General features: G+C 64.6%; 16 protein-coding genes. 11 read left to right on the top strand and 5 right to left on the bottom strand.

The annotated features are described in order from the left end of the window. Positions 1-29 precede the first annotated feature (29 nt). Positions 30-716, bottom strand: coding sequence for a hypothetical protein (locus tag QA639_RS13835; protein WP_050387800.1), 687 nt, complete (start codon positions 714-716; stop codon positions 30-32). Between the two features lie 112 nt (positions 717-828). Here QA639_RS13835 and opgC point away from each other — a divergent pair, with 112 nt between their 5' ends. The 3 genes from opgC (at position 829) to trpS (ending at position 3,536) form a co-directional block, all read left to right on the top strand. Further along, the gene (gene opgC, locus QA639_RS13830; RefSeq protein WP_283090059.1) at positions 829-1,107 is read left to right on the top strand and encodes an OpgC domain-containing protein; all 279 of its coding nucleotides are present in this window, start codon (positions 829-831) and stop codon (positions 1,105-1,107) included. A 281-nt stretch (positions 1,108-1,388) separates the two neighbouring features. After that, complete coding sequence (locus QA639_RS13825) at positions 1,389-2,237, top strand: Npun_R2479 family HD domain-containing metalloprotein (protein WP_057015250.1); 849 nt, start codon at positions 1,389-1,391, stop codon at positions 2,235-2,237. A 297-nt stretch (positions 2,238-2,534) separates the two neighbouring features. Beyond that, complete coding sequence (gene trpS / locus QA639_RS13820; protein ID WP_283090058.1) at positions 2,535-3,536, top strand: tryptophan--tRNA ligase; 1,002 nt, start codon at positions 2,535-2,537, stop codon at positions 3,534-3,536. A gap of 173 nt (positions 3,537-3,709) precedes the next feature. On the opposite strand, the gene QA639_RS13815 is transcribed toward trpS, so the two are convergent. The 3 genes from QA639_RS13815 to QA639_RS13805 form a co-directional block, all read right to left on the bottom strand. Continuing rightward, the gene (locus QA639_RS13815; RefSeq protein ID WP_283090057.1) at positions 3,710-4,702 is read right to left on the bottom strand and encodes an aldose 1-epimerase family protein; all 993 of its coding nucleotides are present in this window, start codon (positions 4,700-4,702) and stop codon (positions 3,710-3,712) included. 111 nt (positions 4,703-4,813) lie between these two features. Further along, the gene (locus QA639_RS13810) at positions 4,814-5,581 is read right to left on the bottom strand and encodes an enoyl-CoA hydratase-related protein (RefSeq protein ID WP_283090056.1); all 768 of its coding nucleotides are present in this window, start codon (positions 5,579-5,581) and stop codon (positions 4,814-4,816) included. 77 nt (positions 5,582-5,658) lie between these two features. Further along, positions 5,659-6,093 (bottom strand): MarR family winged helix-turn-helix transcriptional regulator, encoded by a 435-nt coding sequence (locus tag QA639_RS13805; RefSeq protein WP_028334454.1) that lies wholly within the window; start codon positions 6,091-6,093, stop codon positions 5,659-5,661. 299 nt (positions 6,094-6,392) lie between these two features. Here QA639_RS13805 and QA639_RS13800 point away from each other — a divergent pair, with 299 nt between their 5' ends. The 8 genes from QA639_RS13800 to QA639_RS13765 all read left to right on the top strand — a co-directional run bounded on the left by QA639_RS13800 (position 6,393) and on the right by QA639_RS13765 (position 14,872). Further along, complete coding sequence (locus tag QA639_RS13800) at positions 6,393-7,292, top strand: CHAD domain-containing protein (RefSeq protein WP_244482658.1); 900 nt, start codon at positions 6,393-6,395, stop codon at positions 7,290-7,292. Positions 7,293-7,457: 165 nt separating this feature from the next. Further along, entirely contained in the window at positions 7,458-7,730 is a 273-nt protein-coding gene (locus QA639_RS13795) for a helix-turn-helix domain-containing protein (protein ID WP_038377518.1), read from the top strand. Beyond that, positions 7,727-9,742, top strand: coding sequence for a hydrogenase 4 subunit B (gene hyfB / locus QA639_RS13790; RefSeq protein WP_283090055.1), 2,016 nt, complete (start codon positions 7,727-7,729; stop codon positions 9,740-9,742). Before QA639_RS13795 ends, hyfB begins: the two co-directional genes overlap by 4 nt. Next, on the top strand, positions 9,733-10,689 hold the full coding sequence (locus QA639_RS13785) for a respiratory chain complex I subunit 1 family protein (protein ID WP_028334457.1): 957 nt from the start codon (positions 9,733-9,735) through the stop codon (positions 10,687-10,689). The genes hyfB and QA639_RS13785 overlap by 10 nt, the downstream gene beginning before the upstream one ends. Continuing rightward, positions 10,689-11,351, top strand: coding sequence for a hydrogenase-4 component E (locus QA639_RS13780; RefSeq protein ID WP_016843065.1), 663 nt, complete (start codon positions 10,689-10,691; stop codon positions 11,349-11,351). The genes QA639_RS13785 and QA639_RS13780 overlap by 1 nt, the downstream gene beginning before the upstream one ends. Then, positions 11,348-12,796, top strand: a complete 1,449-nt coding sequence (locus QA639_RS13775) for a hydrogenase 4 subunit F (RefSeq protein ID WP_283090054.1) — start codon at positions 11,348-11,350, stop codon at positions 12,794-12,796. Before QA639_RS13780 ends, QA639_RS13775 begins: the two co-directional genes overlap by 4 nt. A gap of 18 nt (positions 12,797-12,814) precedes the next feature. Further along, positions 12,815-14,326, top strand: a complete 1,512-nt coding sequence (locus QA639_RS13770) for a hydrogenase large subunit (RefSeq protein WP_283090053.1) — start codon at positions 12,815-12,817, stop codon at positions 14,324-14,326. A 12-nt stretch (positions 14,327-14,338) separates the two neighbouring features. Then, the gene (locus tag QA639_RS13765) at positions 14,339-14,872 is read left to right on the top strand and encodes an NADH-quinone oxidoreductase subunit B family protein (RefSeq protein WP_050387810.1); all 534 of its coding nucleotides are present in this window, start codon (positions 14,339-14,341) and stop codon (positions 14,870-14,872) included. Between the two features lie 49 nt (positions 14,873-14,921). Here QA639_RS13765 and QA639_RS13760 read toward each other — a convergent pair whose 3' ends face one another. Continuing rightward, entirely contained in the window at positions 14,922-15,932 is a 1,011-nt protein-coding gene (locus tag QA639_RS13760; protein ID WP_028334462.1) for a LacI family DNA-binding transcriptional regulator, read from the bottom strand. Positions 15,933-15,961 lie beyond the last annotated feature (29 nt).

The following is a 15,961-nucleotide window of genomic DNA, read 5'->3' as shown; positions in this document are numbered from 1 at the left end:
TTCCGGCGCCCCTGGCCAGATATGGTTTCCTAGGATGGCCGTTCGACGAAGGCGACGGCCTTATTGCTGTAGGTCCATATCGCGCCGTCGCGTTTGCTGATCCCGAGAAAGGCGGTCTTTGTACCGGCATATTTCATGTCCCGATTGCCCCCGTCGATGCCGTAGGCCCATGGGTCGAGGCACAGGAACTCGGTGATCTTGCCGTCGGCTCCCGATGTGCGGTGCCCGACGATGCCCACATAATGAGCGCCGCCGAGGGAGGCCCTCACCGGCACCTTGTTTTCGAGATTCTTGATTGTCCAATCCACCGCTTTGCTGGGATCGCGGCCCGCGCTCACCTGGTCGCGCGCCGTCGGTTCGGCCATTTTCCAGCCCATGTAGCGGACAAACACGATCTTGATGATCGAACCGCACCAATATTCATTGTTAACTGCCTTGAGGAAACCGCCATTGTTCTGGTTCCACGGCAGCTTGCTCTTCTTGTAGTTTTCCATCGACGCGTCAGCGGTCGCCGCCAGGGCGGGAAGGGTGTGCAGCTGTTCATCCACCAGCATTTCATAGACGCGATGGCGGTTGTCCAATTCGTCGCTGGCGTCCTGATTGCTGTAGAACTTGCGATAGGCGGTGGGTGCCTTGGCCACCGTCGTGACGGTGTGGAAATAGTGCCAGATTAGATCGGTTTTCCACGAGGAGTCGCGGACATGGGTGTCGGGCATGGAGAGGGTCCATATAAGGCATTCGGCTGCGGCGGCTTCGCGGACTTTTTCGCTTGCGGTTGGACCAGCCGCGCTGAATGGTTAGTCCCCGCTGGATTGATGACGGTTCAACGTGGACTTTGGTGGCGCCAGGACCGCCCTGCCGGATTTCGACGCTCCCTCCTGTGTTTTGCTTCGGCGGTTCCTATCGTTCGCTGCTCACTGGATACTTGTTCAGGTCTCGGGCGGAATTTTTGCCCAGATACTCGTGAGTGTCTTGGGCATTGTGCTTCTGGTGGGCATCGCCTGGTTGGCAACTTGGTACCGCAGCCTACCGACGCTCTTCGCGGTACCGGAGACCTCCGAGAGCGACAAGCTCGAGTTCGGACCCAAAGACCGCGCTAGTCTTTGAAGGGCATTAACTAGGGCTCTCGCGTCAGCTTCAGGTCGAGCGCGACCGTTTCGCCCGGTCTCAGCAAAATCCGGTGTGCACCTCACAGCGGACCGTTTGACGGTCGGGTGCATTGATCGCGATGGGCCGTCAGCAACAGTTCAGCCTTGCCTCATCCCGGGTAGCTCTCAAAACCGGGCTCGACGGGCCTCCGGCTACCAGGCTCCGGCCCAATTCGCGGGACCAACAACCCGGTGACGAAATACCCAAACCGGCATAGCATCCGCGCATTGGAGGCGATCATGTTCAACCCAACTCAAATTGTCATCCAAGCGTTTGTCGATCAACTTAAAGGTACATACGGCCAAATCTACGGAATCCTCGAGCCCGCCTATCCGGACATCATCGGTTTCGTTGGGCGCCTCGCGTTGGAGAATATTGCCAATAGCGATGCGGCCTACCACGACATGAACCACACCATCATGGTGACGTTGGTGGGACAGAACATTTTACTCGGGAAGCATACGAGCGAAGGCGGCGTCAGGCCGCGCGACTGGCTCCATTTCATGATTTCGCTCTTATGCCACGACATCGGCTATGTACGCGGGGTATGTCGAGGCGACCGGGACGGACTTTATGTTTGCAACGAAAACGGTGATCGCGTCCGGATATCTGCTGGAGCCACGGACGCATCCTTGACCCCCTATCATGTGACACGATCCAAGCTCTTCGTCCGCGAGCGTTTCGGCAAGGTGAGCTTGACCTCCATCGACACAAAAGAAATCGAGGCAAACATCGAGCACACGCGCTTTCCGGTACCGGGGGAAGAGGAGCATACCAGTACGGCAGATTATCCCGGCCTGCTTCGTGCCGCGGATTTGATCGGCCAATTGGCCGACATTGACTATTTGCGGAAGACGTCAGCCTTGTTTGCCGAATTTCAGGAGACTGGCGCAAGCGAGAAACTCGGATATCAGACTCCCGATGATCTACGTGCAGCGTACCCTGCTTTCTTCTGGAAGGCCGTCTGCCCCTATATCGGCGACGCACTTCGATATCTGCGGGTCACGCAGGAAGGTAAGCAATGGATCGCCAACCTTTACGCGCACGTGTTCTCGGAGGAGCACCGGGGAGCGATTACTCGAGCATAGCTACAGTGCATCAAGTGGATCCGGGATAGCATTCATGAAGCGTTCTCGTGCAACAAATAGTCCGTCACAATTCCAGCAAGAAATGACTGGCTACGCGGTCTTGACCGGCTCGCTCGATTGCCTTACGCGTCACGCCATGAACCGCTCGATCCTGATCGCCAATCTCTGGTGGCTCGCCGACTGACAGGCGGGCCGAACGCGTTCATGCATTTCGGGGCCGCCGCATTGGGCGGCCTTTTTCTTTCACCTCATCCAGCCCGCATGCGGTGTCCCCATTCAACCGAATGGAGATAAGCCGTGACCAAACCGATCATCCTCACCGGCGACCGCACCACCGGGCCGCTGCATCTCGGCCATTACGTCGGCTCGCTTCGAAGCCGCCTCGCGTTTCAGGACAGCCATGAGCAATACCTGCTGCTCGCCGACATGCAGGCGCTGACCGACAATGCGCACGACATCGGCAAGGTCCGCGGCAACGTCGTCGAGGTCGCGCTGGATTATCTCGCCGTCGGCATCGATCCCGAACGGACCTCGATCTGCCTGCAGTCGCAACTTCCGGCGCTTGCGGAATTGTCGATGCTCTATCTCAATCTCGTCACCGTCGCGCGGCTGGAGCGCAATCCCACCATCAAGGACGAGATCCGCGCCCGCGGATTCGGACGCGACATCCCGGCGGGCTTCCTGTGCTACCCGGTGGCGCAAGCCGCCGACATCACCGCGTTTCGGGCCACCGTCGTGCCGGTCGGCGAGGACCAGGCTCCCCTGATCGAGCAGACCAACGAGATCATCAGGCGCGTCAACGCACTCGCCGGCCGTGCGATCCTGCAGGAGGCCGTGGCCGTCATACCACGCGCGGGACGGCTGCCGGGCGTCGACGGGCGCGCCAAGATGAGCAAATCCGCCGGCAATGCGATTGCTCTCTCGGCCTCGCCCAAGGACATCTCGGCCGCGGTGCGTGCGATGTTCACCGATCCCGATCATCTGCGCGTCGGCGACCCCGGCAAGATCGAGGGCAATGTCGTCTTCCTCTATCTCGACGCGTTCGACGACGATCGCCACGCCGTCGAGGAATTGAAGGCGCGCTATCGGCGTGGCGGTCTCGGCGACGCAGCCGTCAAGCGGCGGCTCGAGGACATCCTGCAAGCCCTGATCGCACCGATCCGGACCCGGCGCGCCGAGCTGGCGGGCGATCGCGACCATGTCGCTGACGTGATCAGACGCGGAACCCTGAAAGCCCGGGAGATCACCGAGAGCACCAAGCGCGATGTGATGGCGGGACTCGGCTTGTTCCAGCTCTGAATGCGCTGTCATCAAACCATGGCAGGAACTGTGCTTGCCTGTAACAGTTGTCCGCTTGGCGAAAACCGGATTTGGAGCTTGTCGTGATCGATCCGAAAACGCTTCTCGAACGCGCCGCGCAATTGACCGATCAGGCCAAGGGCGAGGAAGAAGCCGGCATCCGCGAGCGGCTGCTACGCATGGCCGAGCATTACCGCGACCTGGCCGCGCACGAGGCCTGGGCGAACGAGAACCCGCCATCGGTCGGCGCGATCACCAGTGCACTCAGCCCCCGCGCACATTGACCTGTTCTTTCGTCGGCTCACGCGAATGCGATAGCCCAGTGACTGCTGCGCGCCCGGCGCGATGTGCAAGAGGCCGGGCTTGCCGGCGAACTCGCCATCGAATTCGACCGGGCTGGCGAAACCGTGCCACGGCTCGATGCAGAGGAACGCCGCGCCGCCGACCTTCGACCAGATGCCAAGTTCGCGAAAGCCGCGCCAGGACAGCTCGATCGCGGGTCCCTGCGCAGCAGCAAAGCGGACCCACGCGCTCGCAACCTGATCGAGGATCATGGCATCGTCGTCGAACAATTGCTCGGACAACGCCAGCACCCTGCCCCTGATCGGACTCGGCTCGGCTTGCTGCCGCATCAGCGCGCCCTCAAGCCGCCGGATCGGCGCCGGCTCATCCTTCGCGAAGGTCAGCGCGTAGGCTTCCTTCCGCCCCCCCGGAAGCAGCGGCCAGTTGAAGGCGGGATGACCGCCGAGCGAGGCCGGCAGCGTCTCGGTGCCGGTGTTGACGATGTCGAAGGCGACATCGAGATCGGCGCCATCAACGGTATAGGTGACCTCGAGCCTGAACGCGAAGGGATAGCGCGCACGCGTCTCCGTATCGTCGGTGAGCGCAAGCTTGCAGGATCGGTGCCCCTGCTCCACCCAGGCAAAGCGGCGATCCCGCGCAAAGCCGTGCTGCGTCATCGGATAGGTCGTGCCGTTGTGGCGCAGCGTATCGTTCTTCAATCGGCCGACGATCGGGAACAGGATGGGCGCATGACGCGGCCATTGCGGGCCGGCCTGCCACAACAGTTCGGTCCCGTCGGCATTTCTGAGCGACGACAATTCGGCGCCCTGCGCCGAAATGGTCGCGGCGATTCCATCGCCGCGCAGCGTGTGACTGTCGCTCATGCCTCGCCTCGCCGGGTTGCGCTATGCCCCGACAGGAGATGTTCGAAGCCGGCGAGGCCGTCAACCCCAAAGCAATGGGGCCGCCCTTGCGTGGCGGCCCACGCTTCGGGCCTAGCCGGTAATCTTAGAGAAATCGGGCTGGCGGCGCTCGGCAAAGGCGGCAAAGGCCTCGCGTGCTTCCGCACTCATCAGCCGCTCCTGGAAGATCTCGCCCTCACGCGCCATCTGCGCGCTGATCCTGGCGGGGTCGCGCATCAGTGCCTTGGTGTGCTGGAGCGAGCCGAACGGCCGCTTCACCAGCGCGTCCGCCGCCGCGCGGGCCTTGCCGCGCAGGTCCGCGAGCGGCACAACCGCGTTGGCGAGGCCGATCGAGACCGCCGTCTCCGCCTCGACCGGTTCGCCGAGCGCGAACATCGCATAGGCCCGCGCATAGCCGATGCGCTGCGGCAGCAGATAGGTCGAGGCCGCCTCCGGCACCAGCGCCAGATTGACGAACGGCGTGATCAGCCGCGCGGTCGGCGCGAGGTAGACGAGGTCGCAATGCAGCAGCATGGTGGTGCCGATGCCGACCGCATTGCCCTGCACGGCGGCAACCAGCGGCCGCGTCGCCTTGGCTAGCCCGGCGAGGAAGCGCGTCACGTGGCGCTCGCCCTGCACGCCGCGCGACACCGCCGCGAAATCGGCGAGATCGTTGCCTGCGGTAAAGCTGTCGCCGTCGCCCTGCAACAGCACGGCGCGGATCGCAGAATCGCCCTCCGCGCGCTCGAGCGCATCGGCCATCGCGCCATACATCGCGTTGGTGATCGCGTTCTTCTTGTCCGGGCGCGCCATCGTCACGGTGAGGACGCCACCGTCCAGCACTACGACCACTTCACTCATGCTTCACTCCTGTTGCTCGGTTCGTGTTTGACGCGCCTTCTTCACGCCAACCGGTAGCCACTTCGCTTGAAGACGCTCTAGCTGTCTTTGTCTTTCGGAAACTTGTCTTGCAGGCTGGTCAGCCAGCGCGACACCACCTCGATCTCCGCGTCCGAGAAGCCGTCCATCAGGCGGCTATTGATCGCCCTGGTCCGCGTTGCGGCGCGCTTGCCGAGTTCCTGCCCCGCCGCGGTCAGATGGAGCCGCTGGCTGCGCCCGTCCTCGCCATCGCGCCGGCGCTTCACGAGACCTGCACGTTCCATCCGGTCGGCGAGGCCGCTCATCGCCGACGGCACGATGTCGAGCGCCTGCGAGACGTCGCCGATCAGCGCGCCGTCATTGCGCCCGAGAAAGAACAGCACGCCGGCCTGGGCCGACGTCAGATCGTGGATGGCCGTCTCCTGCTCGATGGCGCGCTGCAACCGGCGATAGCCCACGGTCAGGAGAAAGATCAGCCGGTGTTCCGCTTTCATAACGCCGTTATATATTTCGTATGCGAAATATCAAGATATTTCGTGCACGAAATATCCGGCGCTGCGGCGAACTCCACCCTCCCTTTGCCGCGGCTTCGAAACCTTGATGTTCCCCGGAAAGTTTCAGCCGGTATATCGACCGAAACGAGCTCCCGCCGTCGGATTGATTGCGACATTTTGATCGCGTCGCCGCATCGCTGCGCTGCAGCCGGCAGAAAACGCTTGATCGACATCGACCAAACGGGAAATCTTTGCATCCGGGAGCTGCGTTGCGGCTCTAGCGGGGTCACGAGAGTGTCATGACGTTAGCGGCAAGTCCGGCCAGGGAGCGTGTTGTCCGCCCGAAGCGGCCACGCCATCTCAGCGAAGCCATGCGTTGTGAGACCGCGTTCCGCCTGATCCTGTCCGAATGCCTCGAGGAAGTCTCGACCAATCACGAGGCCATGAGCTCCGGCGATCCCGCCGCGCTGCACCAGACCCGTATCGCGCTGACGCGGCTGAAGGCGGCGATCGCCTTCTATGGGCCGATGGTGGCGGACGCCGAATGGACGCGACTGAAATCCGAGTTGAAATGGCTGAGCGCCCATCTCGGCGCCACGCGCGACCTCGACGTCGCGATCGAGAACAGCAAGGGCCTGCCTGAAGAAGGCATGCTCCAGACGGCGCGAACAGACGCGTTCGAGGCGCTCAAGGAGGCGTTGCAAAGCGATCGATACTGGCGATGGTTCGACGGCATGTGGGACTGGGTCGGCAGCGGCCCCTGGACCACGCGGCAGGACCCCCGCGCCGCGCAGCGGCGAGCCGTGCCGGTTGCGGTGTTTCACGCGCGGCGGCTGGCGCGATGGCATGGCAAGCTGTGCCAGAAGAGCCGCGGGCTGCAAGGCATGGGCAAGAACAAGCGCCACCGCGTCCGTCTCGCCAGCAAGCGGCTGCGTTACGCGATCGAGTTCTCGGAGGGCGGCTTGCCCCCCGACGAATACGCGTCATGGCGGATCATCCTGAAGCATCTGCGCAAGGGACAGCAATTGCTCGGCGAATTGAACGATGACGAGGTCCGTCGCGGGCTGCTCGAGAGCGCCGATGCACCCGCGCAACGCGCCCACGAGCGCAAGGCCAAGCACCAGCGCGTCCACGAGCGGAAGCGCAAGAGCCGGCTGCTGCGCCACGCCGCGGCGGTCTATCGAAAAATCTCCGACTGAGTGCGCATCAGCGAAGCCTCGTCGGCGCGCGGATACCGCTCGCGTTGAGGACCGCACATTGGAATGATGTATAAAACATCATTTGTTGTACTTGTAACATCATTACTTGGTGTGTATAAATGACATCCAAATCGACGCGACTCTCACATCGACGGCCATTAATCGATGATCACCGCGGCGCAGCTACGAGCGGCCAGAGCCTTGCTCGGCATCGACCAACGGCAGCTCGCCGAGCTGTCCGGACTTTCGGTGCCAACCATCCAGCGGATGGAGGCGAGCGAAGGTACCATTCGCGGCAACGTCGACTCGCTCGTGAAACTGATCGACGCGCTCGGCACAGCCGGCGTCGAGGTCATCAATGAGGGTGCCGTCAGCAACGGCGGCGGCCGCGGGGTGCGATTGAAGGCCGGATCAGGCTCACCGACGGTGCAGACATGATCCCGGCGGTCACTCAGCAGATCTGGTGTGTAGCCGCCCTGCTGGGAACGACCGCTCTCGCGATTGCAGCGAGCAGATCGCGCCAATCGACAGCCATCGTCTACGGCACGACCTTTTCGATTTCGCTGGTCGCCTTGGCCGGGGCCCTGCTCGCGCTCATCTCCCGTACCAGCGCGACAGAACTGGCTCTGCCGATCGGCTTGCCCTGGCTGGGATCGCATTTTCGCCTTGACGCGCTCGCCGCATTCTTTCTCGTCGTGGTCAATCTCGGCGGTGCGGCCGCAAGTCTTTATGGCCTCGGCTACGGCAGCCACGAATCCGCGCCGCAGCGCATCCTTCCCTTTTTCCCGGCGTTCCTGGCCGGCATGAATCTCGTCGTGCTCGCCGACGATGCGTTCACCTACCTCTTGTGCTGGGAATTCATGTCGCTCGCGTCGTGGGCGCTCGTCATGGCGCATCACCGTGACGCGGATAACGCCCGCGCAGGCTACGTCTATCTCGTGATGGCAAGCTTCGGAACGCTGGCTCTGTTGCTTGCCTTCGGCCTGCTGGCGGGAGCCGGCGGCAGCTACAGCTTTGCGGCCATCCGCGCTGCTCAGCACACCCCGTCCGAAGCCGCACTGGTGCTCGCGCTGATGCTGCTCGGCGCCGGGTCGAAAGCCGGCCTGATCCCGTTGCACGTGTGGCTGCCGCTGGCTCATCCCGCCGCGCCGAGCCATGTCTCGGCGCTGATGAGCGGCGTGATGACGAAGGTTGCGATCTACGGATTCATCCGGATCGTATTCGATCTGCTCGGGCCGCCAAGCTGGTCGGCGGGTGTCGCGGTTCTCATCCTCGGCGGCGCCACCGCCGTCATGGGGATCCTCTACGCGCTGATGGAGAAGGATCTCAAGCGCCTGCTCGCCTACAGCACGATCGAGAACATCGGCGTCATCTTCGCAAGCCTCGGCCTTGCGCTGGCATTTCAGGCGAACGGCCTCGGCCTCGCGGCGGCCCTCGCCTTCACGGCCGCATTGTTCCACGTTCTGAACCATTCGTTCTTCAAGAGCCTGCTGTTCTTCGGGGCCGGCGCGGTGCTGATGTCGACCGGCGAACGCGACATGGAGAAGCTCGGCGGCCTGATCCACCGCATGCCGCTCACGAGCTTCGTCTTTCTGGTCGGCTGCGTCGCGATCTCGGCGCTGCCGCCGTTCAACGGATTCGTGTCGGAGTGGCTGATGTTTCAGGCCGTCCTGCAGAGCCCCGATTTGCCGCAATGGCTGCTGAAGATCATGGTGCCCGCGGTCGGCGCCTTGCTGGCGCTGGCCGCCGCGCTCGCCGCTGCATGCTTCGTCAAGGCTTTCGGCGTCACGTTCCTCGGCCGCGCGCGGAGCCCGGCCGCAGAAGCCGCCCGCGAGGTCGATCGCTGGTCGCTCGCCGCGATGTTCAGCCTCGCCGCACTCTGCTTCCTCGCCGGCATTGTGCCGGGCCTGGTGATTGACGCGCTTTCGCCGGTTGCGCAGGCCGTGATCGGCCACCGGATGCCGGTTCAGCTGGACGACGCCTGGCTCTCGATCGTTCCGATTGCGGAGAGCCGCAGTTCCTACAACGGATTGCTCGTCTTTGCTTTCATCACCGCCGCGGCGTCGCTCGCGGTGTATTTTATCCATCGCTTTGCGTCGCGCGCGATCCGGCGCGGACCGGCCTGGGGTTGCGGCTTCTCTGACCCGACACCGGCAGCGCAGTATTCCGGCGTGAGCTTCGTGCAGCCGATCCGGCGCGTGTTCGGCACGCTGGTGTTCCAGGCCCGCGAGCATGTCGACATGCCCGCGCCGGGCGAGATGCGGGCGGCCCGCCTCAAGGTCGATATGCACGATCTGGTCTGGGAGCGGCTCTACACACCCGTGACTGAAATGGTGTGGTTTTTCGCCGACCGGCTGAACCAGCTCCAGTTCCTGACCATCCGCCGCTATCTCAGCCTGGTGTTCGCAACCCTCGTCACATTGCTGCTGGCGCTCGCGGTATGGTCGTGATCTCGGACATCCTCGTTCAGTTGGGCCAGATGGCGCTTGTGCTGCTGCTCGCGCCGCTGCTGACCGGTGTCGTGCGCAAGATCAAGGCCCGCCTGTTGCGGCGGAAGGGACCGTCGATCTTCCAGCCCTACCGCGATCTGCTGCGGCTGCTGCGCAAGGAGGTCGTGCTCGCCGAAAACGCGTCCTGGCTGTTCCGCGTCACGCCCTATGTGACGTTCGCGGCCATCTGGGTCGCGGCGGCGCTGGTCCCGACATTTGCGACCGGGCTGCAATTCAACTGGAGCGCCGACCTGATCGCGATCGTCGCCCTGCTCGGCAGCGCGCGGTTTTTCCTCGCGCTTGCCGGCATGGACGTCGGCACCAGCTTCGGCGGCATCGGCTCCAGCCGCGAGGTGATGATCGCCGCACTCGCCGAGCCGGCCATGCTGTTGATGGTGTTCTGCGTCGCGCTGATTGCCGGCTCGACCCAGTTATCGACGGTCGCAACCTTCATGGCGTCGTCCGAAGTCGGACTGCGCGTCTCGCTCGGCATGGCGATGATCGCCCTCATCATGGTGGCGCTCGCCGAAAACGCCCGCATCCCGGTCGACAACCCGGCGACGCATCTGGAGCTGACCATGGTGCACGAGGCGATGATCCTCGAATATTCCGGGCGTCACCTCGCCATGATCGAGTTCGGCGCCTTCCTCAAGCTGCTGCTCTACATCTCCCTGATCATCTGCGTGTTCTTCCCGTGGCAGATCACCACGGAAGGCGCGGGGCCGCTGTCCTATCTCGTCAGCGTTGCCGCCTACATCCTCAAGCTTGCGGTCGCGAGCTTTCTCCTTGCCGTGTTCGAGACCGCGACGGCCAAGATGCGGGTGTTCCGCGTCCCCGAATTCCTCGGCGCGGCGCTGATGCTCGGCCTGCTCGGCACGCTGCTTCGGTTCGTGTCACGGGGCTTCTGATGCACAACCTCGCCTTCGACATCGCCCATCTGCTCGCCGGCGGGCTCGTGCTGATCAGCTTCATGATGCTGTACCAGGACCGCCTGTATGCGCTGCTGAACATCTTCGCACTTCATGCCGTGGTGCTCGCAGCTTCCGTCGCCTGGCAGGCCTTCATCCAGAATGCGCCGCATCTCTACGTGACCGCGGCCATCGCACTGGTCTTCAAGGCGATCGTCATCCCGGTGGCGTTGCATCGGATCATCAAGCAGCTCGGCATTCATCGCGATATCGAGACCGCGGTGAGCATCGGTCCGACCATGCTTGCGGGCATGGGGCTCGTCGCCCTGTCCATGGTGCTGATGCTGCGCGTCACCGGCGCCGCCGATCCGCTGGCAAGGGAAGACCTCGCCTTCGCGCTGTCGGTGGTGCTGCTGGGATTGCTCGTCATGGTGACGCGGCGCAACGCCGTCAGCCAGGTGGTCGGCTTCATGTCGCTGGAAAACGGCCTGGTGCTGGCCGCGACCGGCGCCAAGGGCATGCCGCTCGTCGTCGAGATCAGCGTCGCCTTCTCGATCCTGATCGCGTTCATCGTGATCGGCGTGTTCCTGTTCCGCATTCGCGAGCGGTTCGACACCGTCGACGTCGGCGCGCTCGATGAATTCAGGGGGGAGCGCCGATGACTGCCGCGTCGGATGCCGTCACCTGGGTTCTGTTGATACCGATCACCGCCGCGGCGGTGCTGGCCGCGCTGCCCGGCTACCGGTTGACCGCGGGTCTCAACATCGTGGCCAGTCTCGGCACCTTGCTGGCGGCGCTTTCGCTGCTCGTGGTCGAGCGCCGGCAACCCGGCCAGTACCTGCTGATCGACGATCTCAACATCGTCTTCATCGTGCTCAACACCTTCGTGGGATTCACCACGAGCGTGTTCAGCGCGAGCTATATCGCCCATGAGCTCGAGACCGGACGGCTGACGCCGGGCTATCTGCGATTTTACCATGCCATGTATCAGGTGATGATGTTCGGCATGAACCTCGCATTCGTGTCGAACAATATCGGCCTGATCTGGGTCGCGGTCGAGATCGCGACGCTCACCACCGTGCTGATGGTCGGCATCTACCGGACCCATGCAGCGCTGGAAGCGGCCTGGAAGTATTTCATCCTCGGCAGCGTCGGCATCGCGCTGGCGCTGTTCGGCACGATCCTGGTGTACATGGCGGCCCTGCCGGTGGTCGGCGAGGGTCAGGACGCCATGGTGTGGACGGTGCTGATCAGCCGTGCGGCGACGTTCGACCCGGCATTGCTCAACGTCGCCTTCATCTTCCTGCTGCTCGGATACGGCACCAAGGTCGGCCTGGCGCCGCTGCACGCCTGGCTTCCGGATGCACATGCCGAGGGCCCGACCCCGATCTCCGCCGTGCTTTCCGGCCTGCTGCTCAACGTCGCGCTCTACGCGGTGCTCCGCTTCAAGATCCTACTCGCCGCCAATCCGGATGCGATATCGCCGGGCCCGCTGATGGTGACCATGGGGCTGACCTCGCTGCTGTTCGCCGCCTTCATGCTTTACCGGCGGCGCGACATCAAGCGGCTGTTCGCCTACTCGTCGATCGAGCATATGGGCATCATCGTGTTTGCGTTCGGCATGGGTGGCCCGCTCGCCAACTTTGCCGGCCTGCTGCACATGGTGATGCACAGCCTCACCAAGTCGGGAATCTTCTACGCGGTCGGCCACATTGCGCAGGTGAAGGGCACGCAGCGGATCGCCAACATTCGCGGCCTGACCGAGTCGCATCCGGCGCTCGGCTGGAGTCTCGTGATCGGCGTGGTCGCGATCGCCGGCCTGCCGCCGCTCGGTATCTTCATGAGCGAATTCCTCATCGTCAGCTCCACCTTCGCGCGCCAGCCGCTGCTCGCCATCCCGCTGGTGTTCGGCCTGCTGCTCGCCTTCGGCGCGCTGATCCTGCGCCTGACCAGCCTTGCGTTCGGCGAGCCGCGCGGCAATGCCGCGCCGGCGGATGCGTCCTATTTGCCGATGTTCGCGCATTTCGCGCTGGTGCTGACTGCGGGCATCTACCTTCCGGGACCGCTGGTCGTCTGGTTCCAGCACGTCGCCAACCTGCTGGGTTAGCGCGAGGGAGAACGGGATATGCCGAGGTTGATCGATCTGATCCGGGCGGGCCACAGGATCGAACGGCATCATCCATGGCCGCGCGCCGTGGTGGACGGCGATACCTGGCGCACCACAGCTCACGCATTTGCGGATGGCGGCCTGAGCCTGCTCGGGCTGTGGGGTGAGCCGTCGCGGGTGCACATGGCCATCCTCGACGACCTCACGTCCGATATCGGCGTGATCAGCCTGGATTGTCCCGATCGCCAATTCCCTTCGGTCGCGGCCCATCATCCGCCGGCGCTTCGATTGGAGCGCACCCTGCACGACCTCTTCGGATTGCAAGCGACAGACACACCGGATTCCCGTCCCTGGCTCGATCATGGCCGTTGGCAAACGCGCTTCCCGCTGGGCGAACGTCTCGATGCATCGGCGGACGCAGCGCCTTATCAATTCCTCCCGGCCGAGGGGGACAGCCTGCATCAGATCGCAGTCGGTCCGGTGCATGCCGGCATCATCGAGCCCGGGCATTTCCGCTTTACCGCGAGCGGAGAGACGGTGGTCCGCCTCGAGCAGCGGCTCGGCTACACCCACAAGGGCGTCGAAGGGCTGACGGCGGGGAGCACGATCGAGCAGGCCGCGCGGCTCGCCGGCCGGGTCTCCGGCGACAGCACGGTCGCCTATGGGCTTGCGTTCGCGCAGGCCGTCGAGGCCGCGCAGCGGATTGCCGTGCCGCCGCGCGCGCTGTTGCTGCGAGCGCTGATGGCCGAACTCGAGCGGCTGGCCAATCATCTCGGCGATATCGGCGCGATCTGCAACGATGCGTCATTTGCGCTGATGCAGGCGCATTGCGCCGTGCTGCGCGAATCCGTGCTGCGCGCCGCCGACGCTGCGTTCGGCCACCGCCTGATGCGCGACCTTGTCGTGCCCGGCGGCGTCGCGCGCGATATCGCCGGCGATGGAGCCGACGCGATCCGGGCCGCGCTCGACCAGATCCGCCGGCATTTCCCTGCGCTGGTCGAGCTCTATGACAACACCGCCTCGTTGCAGGACCGCACCGTCGGCACCGGCATCGTTGCTCCAACGCTCGCCCGGCAATTCGCTGCCGGGGGCTATGTCGGGCGCGCGAGCAGCCGCGACCATGACGCCCGACGCAAGCCCGGCTATCTCCCCTATGACGGCCTCCGTTTCGAAGTCCCCGTCCTTAGCGACGGCGACGTCAACGCCCGGGTCTGGATCCGGATCCGCGAGGTTGAGCAGAGTCTTGCGCTGGCGTACCAGATCCTCATCGGCCTCGAGGCCGGCCCGGTGCAAGTGCCGTTGCACAATGCGGCAGAGCCCTGCGAAGGCATGGCGCTCGTCGAAGGTTTCCGCGGCGACATCCTGGCCTGGCTGCGCCTGAACGGCGATCGGATCGAGCGATGCCATCTGCGCGATCCGTCGTGGTTTCAGTGGCCGCTGCTCGAGGCGGCCATCGAAGGCAACATCGTGGCGGACTTCCCGCTCTGCAATAAGTCGTTCAACTGTTCCTATTCCGGGCAGGATCTCTGAGGGTTTGAGGCGATGCGCAAACTTCTGTTCCAGAGCCTGTTTCGCCAGCCATTGACGGAACAGGCGCCGCGCCCGGACGACGCTGCGCTCGCGGAGCTCGCGGCCATGGTCGGCCGCACCGCACGACGACGCCTCGGCCGCAGCCTCTCGATCCGCGAGGTTGATGCAGGCTCCTGCAACGGATGCGAGCTGGAAATACACGCGTTAAGCAATCCGTATTACGACGTCGAACGGTTTGGAATCCGGTTCGTCGCCTCGCCCCGTCACGCCGACGTGCTGCTGGTCACGGGTCCGGTCACGAAGAACATGCGCGAGGCGCTGGAGCGCACCTACCGTGCGACGCCGGATCCCAAATGGGTCGTCGCTGCGGGCGATTGCGCCAGGGATGGCGGATGCTTCGCCGGCAGCTACGCCGTGGTTGGCGGGGTCTCCGCGGTTATTCCGGTCGATCTCCACATTCCGGGTTGCCCGCCTTCGCCGATCGCCATCCTGCGGGGCCTCGTGAGCTTGCTCGAGGCGGTTGACTCCGGGGTCGCGGCAAGGTGAAAGCGCGGAAAGAAGCGAGCACCTCCGCCCGCACCATGGACGAGGCGCGCTAGCCGCTGTCGCGCAGCACCAGCTCGAAGCCGAGATCGACGCGGCGCTCGCCGCCGCGCTCCAGCGTCAGCGTCGCCGCGGTGCGGCCGATCGCGTCGCCATGCACGCTGATCGTGCTCAGCGTCGGCGAGATCAACTGGCCCATTTCGAGATCGCCAAGCCCGATCACGGCGACCGGTTGCGCCGATGCAGGCCCGTCGCGCAGCAGCCCAGCCTTGCGCAGCCCGGACATGAAGCCGATCGCATGCGCATCGTTGGCGGCGAACACCGCGTCGACACCGGGCAGGCGTGCGTGCGCCGCCACGCTGCCGGAATCCTTGCGGTCCAGGATCAACCGGCGCGGCTCGGCAAGGCCGCTGGCCAGCGCCTCGTCCCTGAAGCCGAACCAGCGGCGCGTGCCGCGCGGATCGTCGCCGCCGATGAAGGCGAGCTGCCTGCGGCCCTGCGCGACCAGATGCTTCGCGACGGCGACACCGGCCTTGTAATTGTCGAAGCCCGCGACCGCGTCGATCGGGTTTGCCGGCAGATCCCAGGTCTCGACGATCGGAATGCGCGCATTGCGCAGCAGGCGGCTGCCCTCCTCGGTCGCCGGCGAGCCGACCATGATGATCGCCTCGGGCCGCCGCGACAACAGCGCCGCCAGCATGCGGTCCTCGCGTGCCGCGTCATAGCGCGACTGCGCCAGGATCACGGAGAAGCCGAGCGGCTCGAGCTTGTCGGACAGGCCCTGCACCGTGTCGGCGAAGATCGAGTTGGCGATGGTCGGCACCAGCACGCCGACCGAATTGGTCCGCGCGCTCGCCAGCGCGCCCGCCACCAGGTTCGGGACATAGCCGAGATCGCGCATCGCCCGCTCGACCCGCGCCCGGGTCTCCGGCGCGACCAGGTCGGGCATCCGCACCACCCGGCTCACCGTGATCGAGGAGACGCCGGCGCGCTTGGCCACCTCTGAAAGGGTGGGCGCGGCACCGGCCGGGCCGGTCCCGGGGGCGGTCAGTTCGGAGCTCATGGGCTGGAGCCTGCACGATTCCGGGTTGC

Source organism: Bradyrhizobium pachyrhizi, assembly GCF_029714545.1.
GTDB classification, from domain to species: domain Bacteria; phylum Pseudomonadota; class Alphaproteobacteria; order Rhizobiales; family Xanthobacteraceae; genus Bradyrhizobium; species Bradyrhizobium pachyrhizi.
The sequence above is the reverse complement of the archived record's forward strand: the minus strand, read 5'-3'. Positions and strand labels throughout refer to the sequence as shown.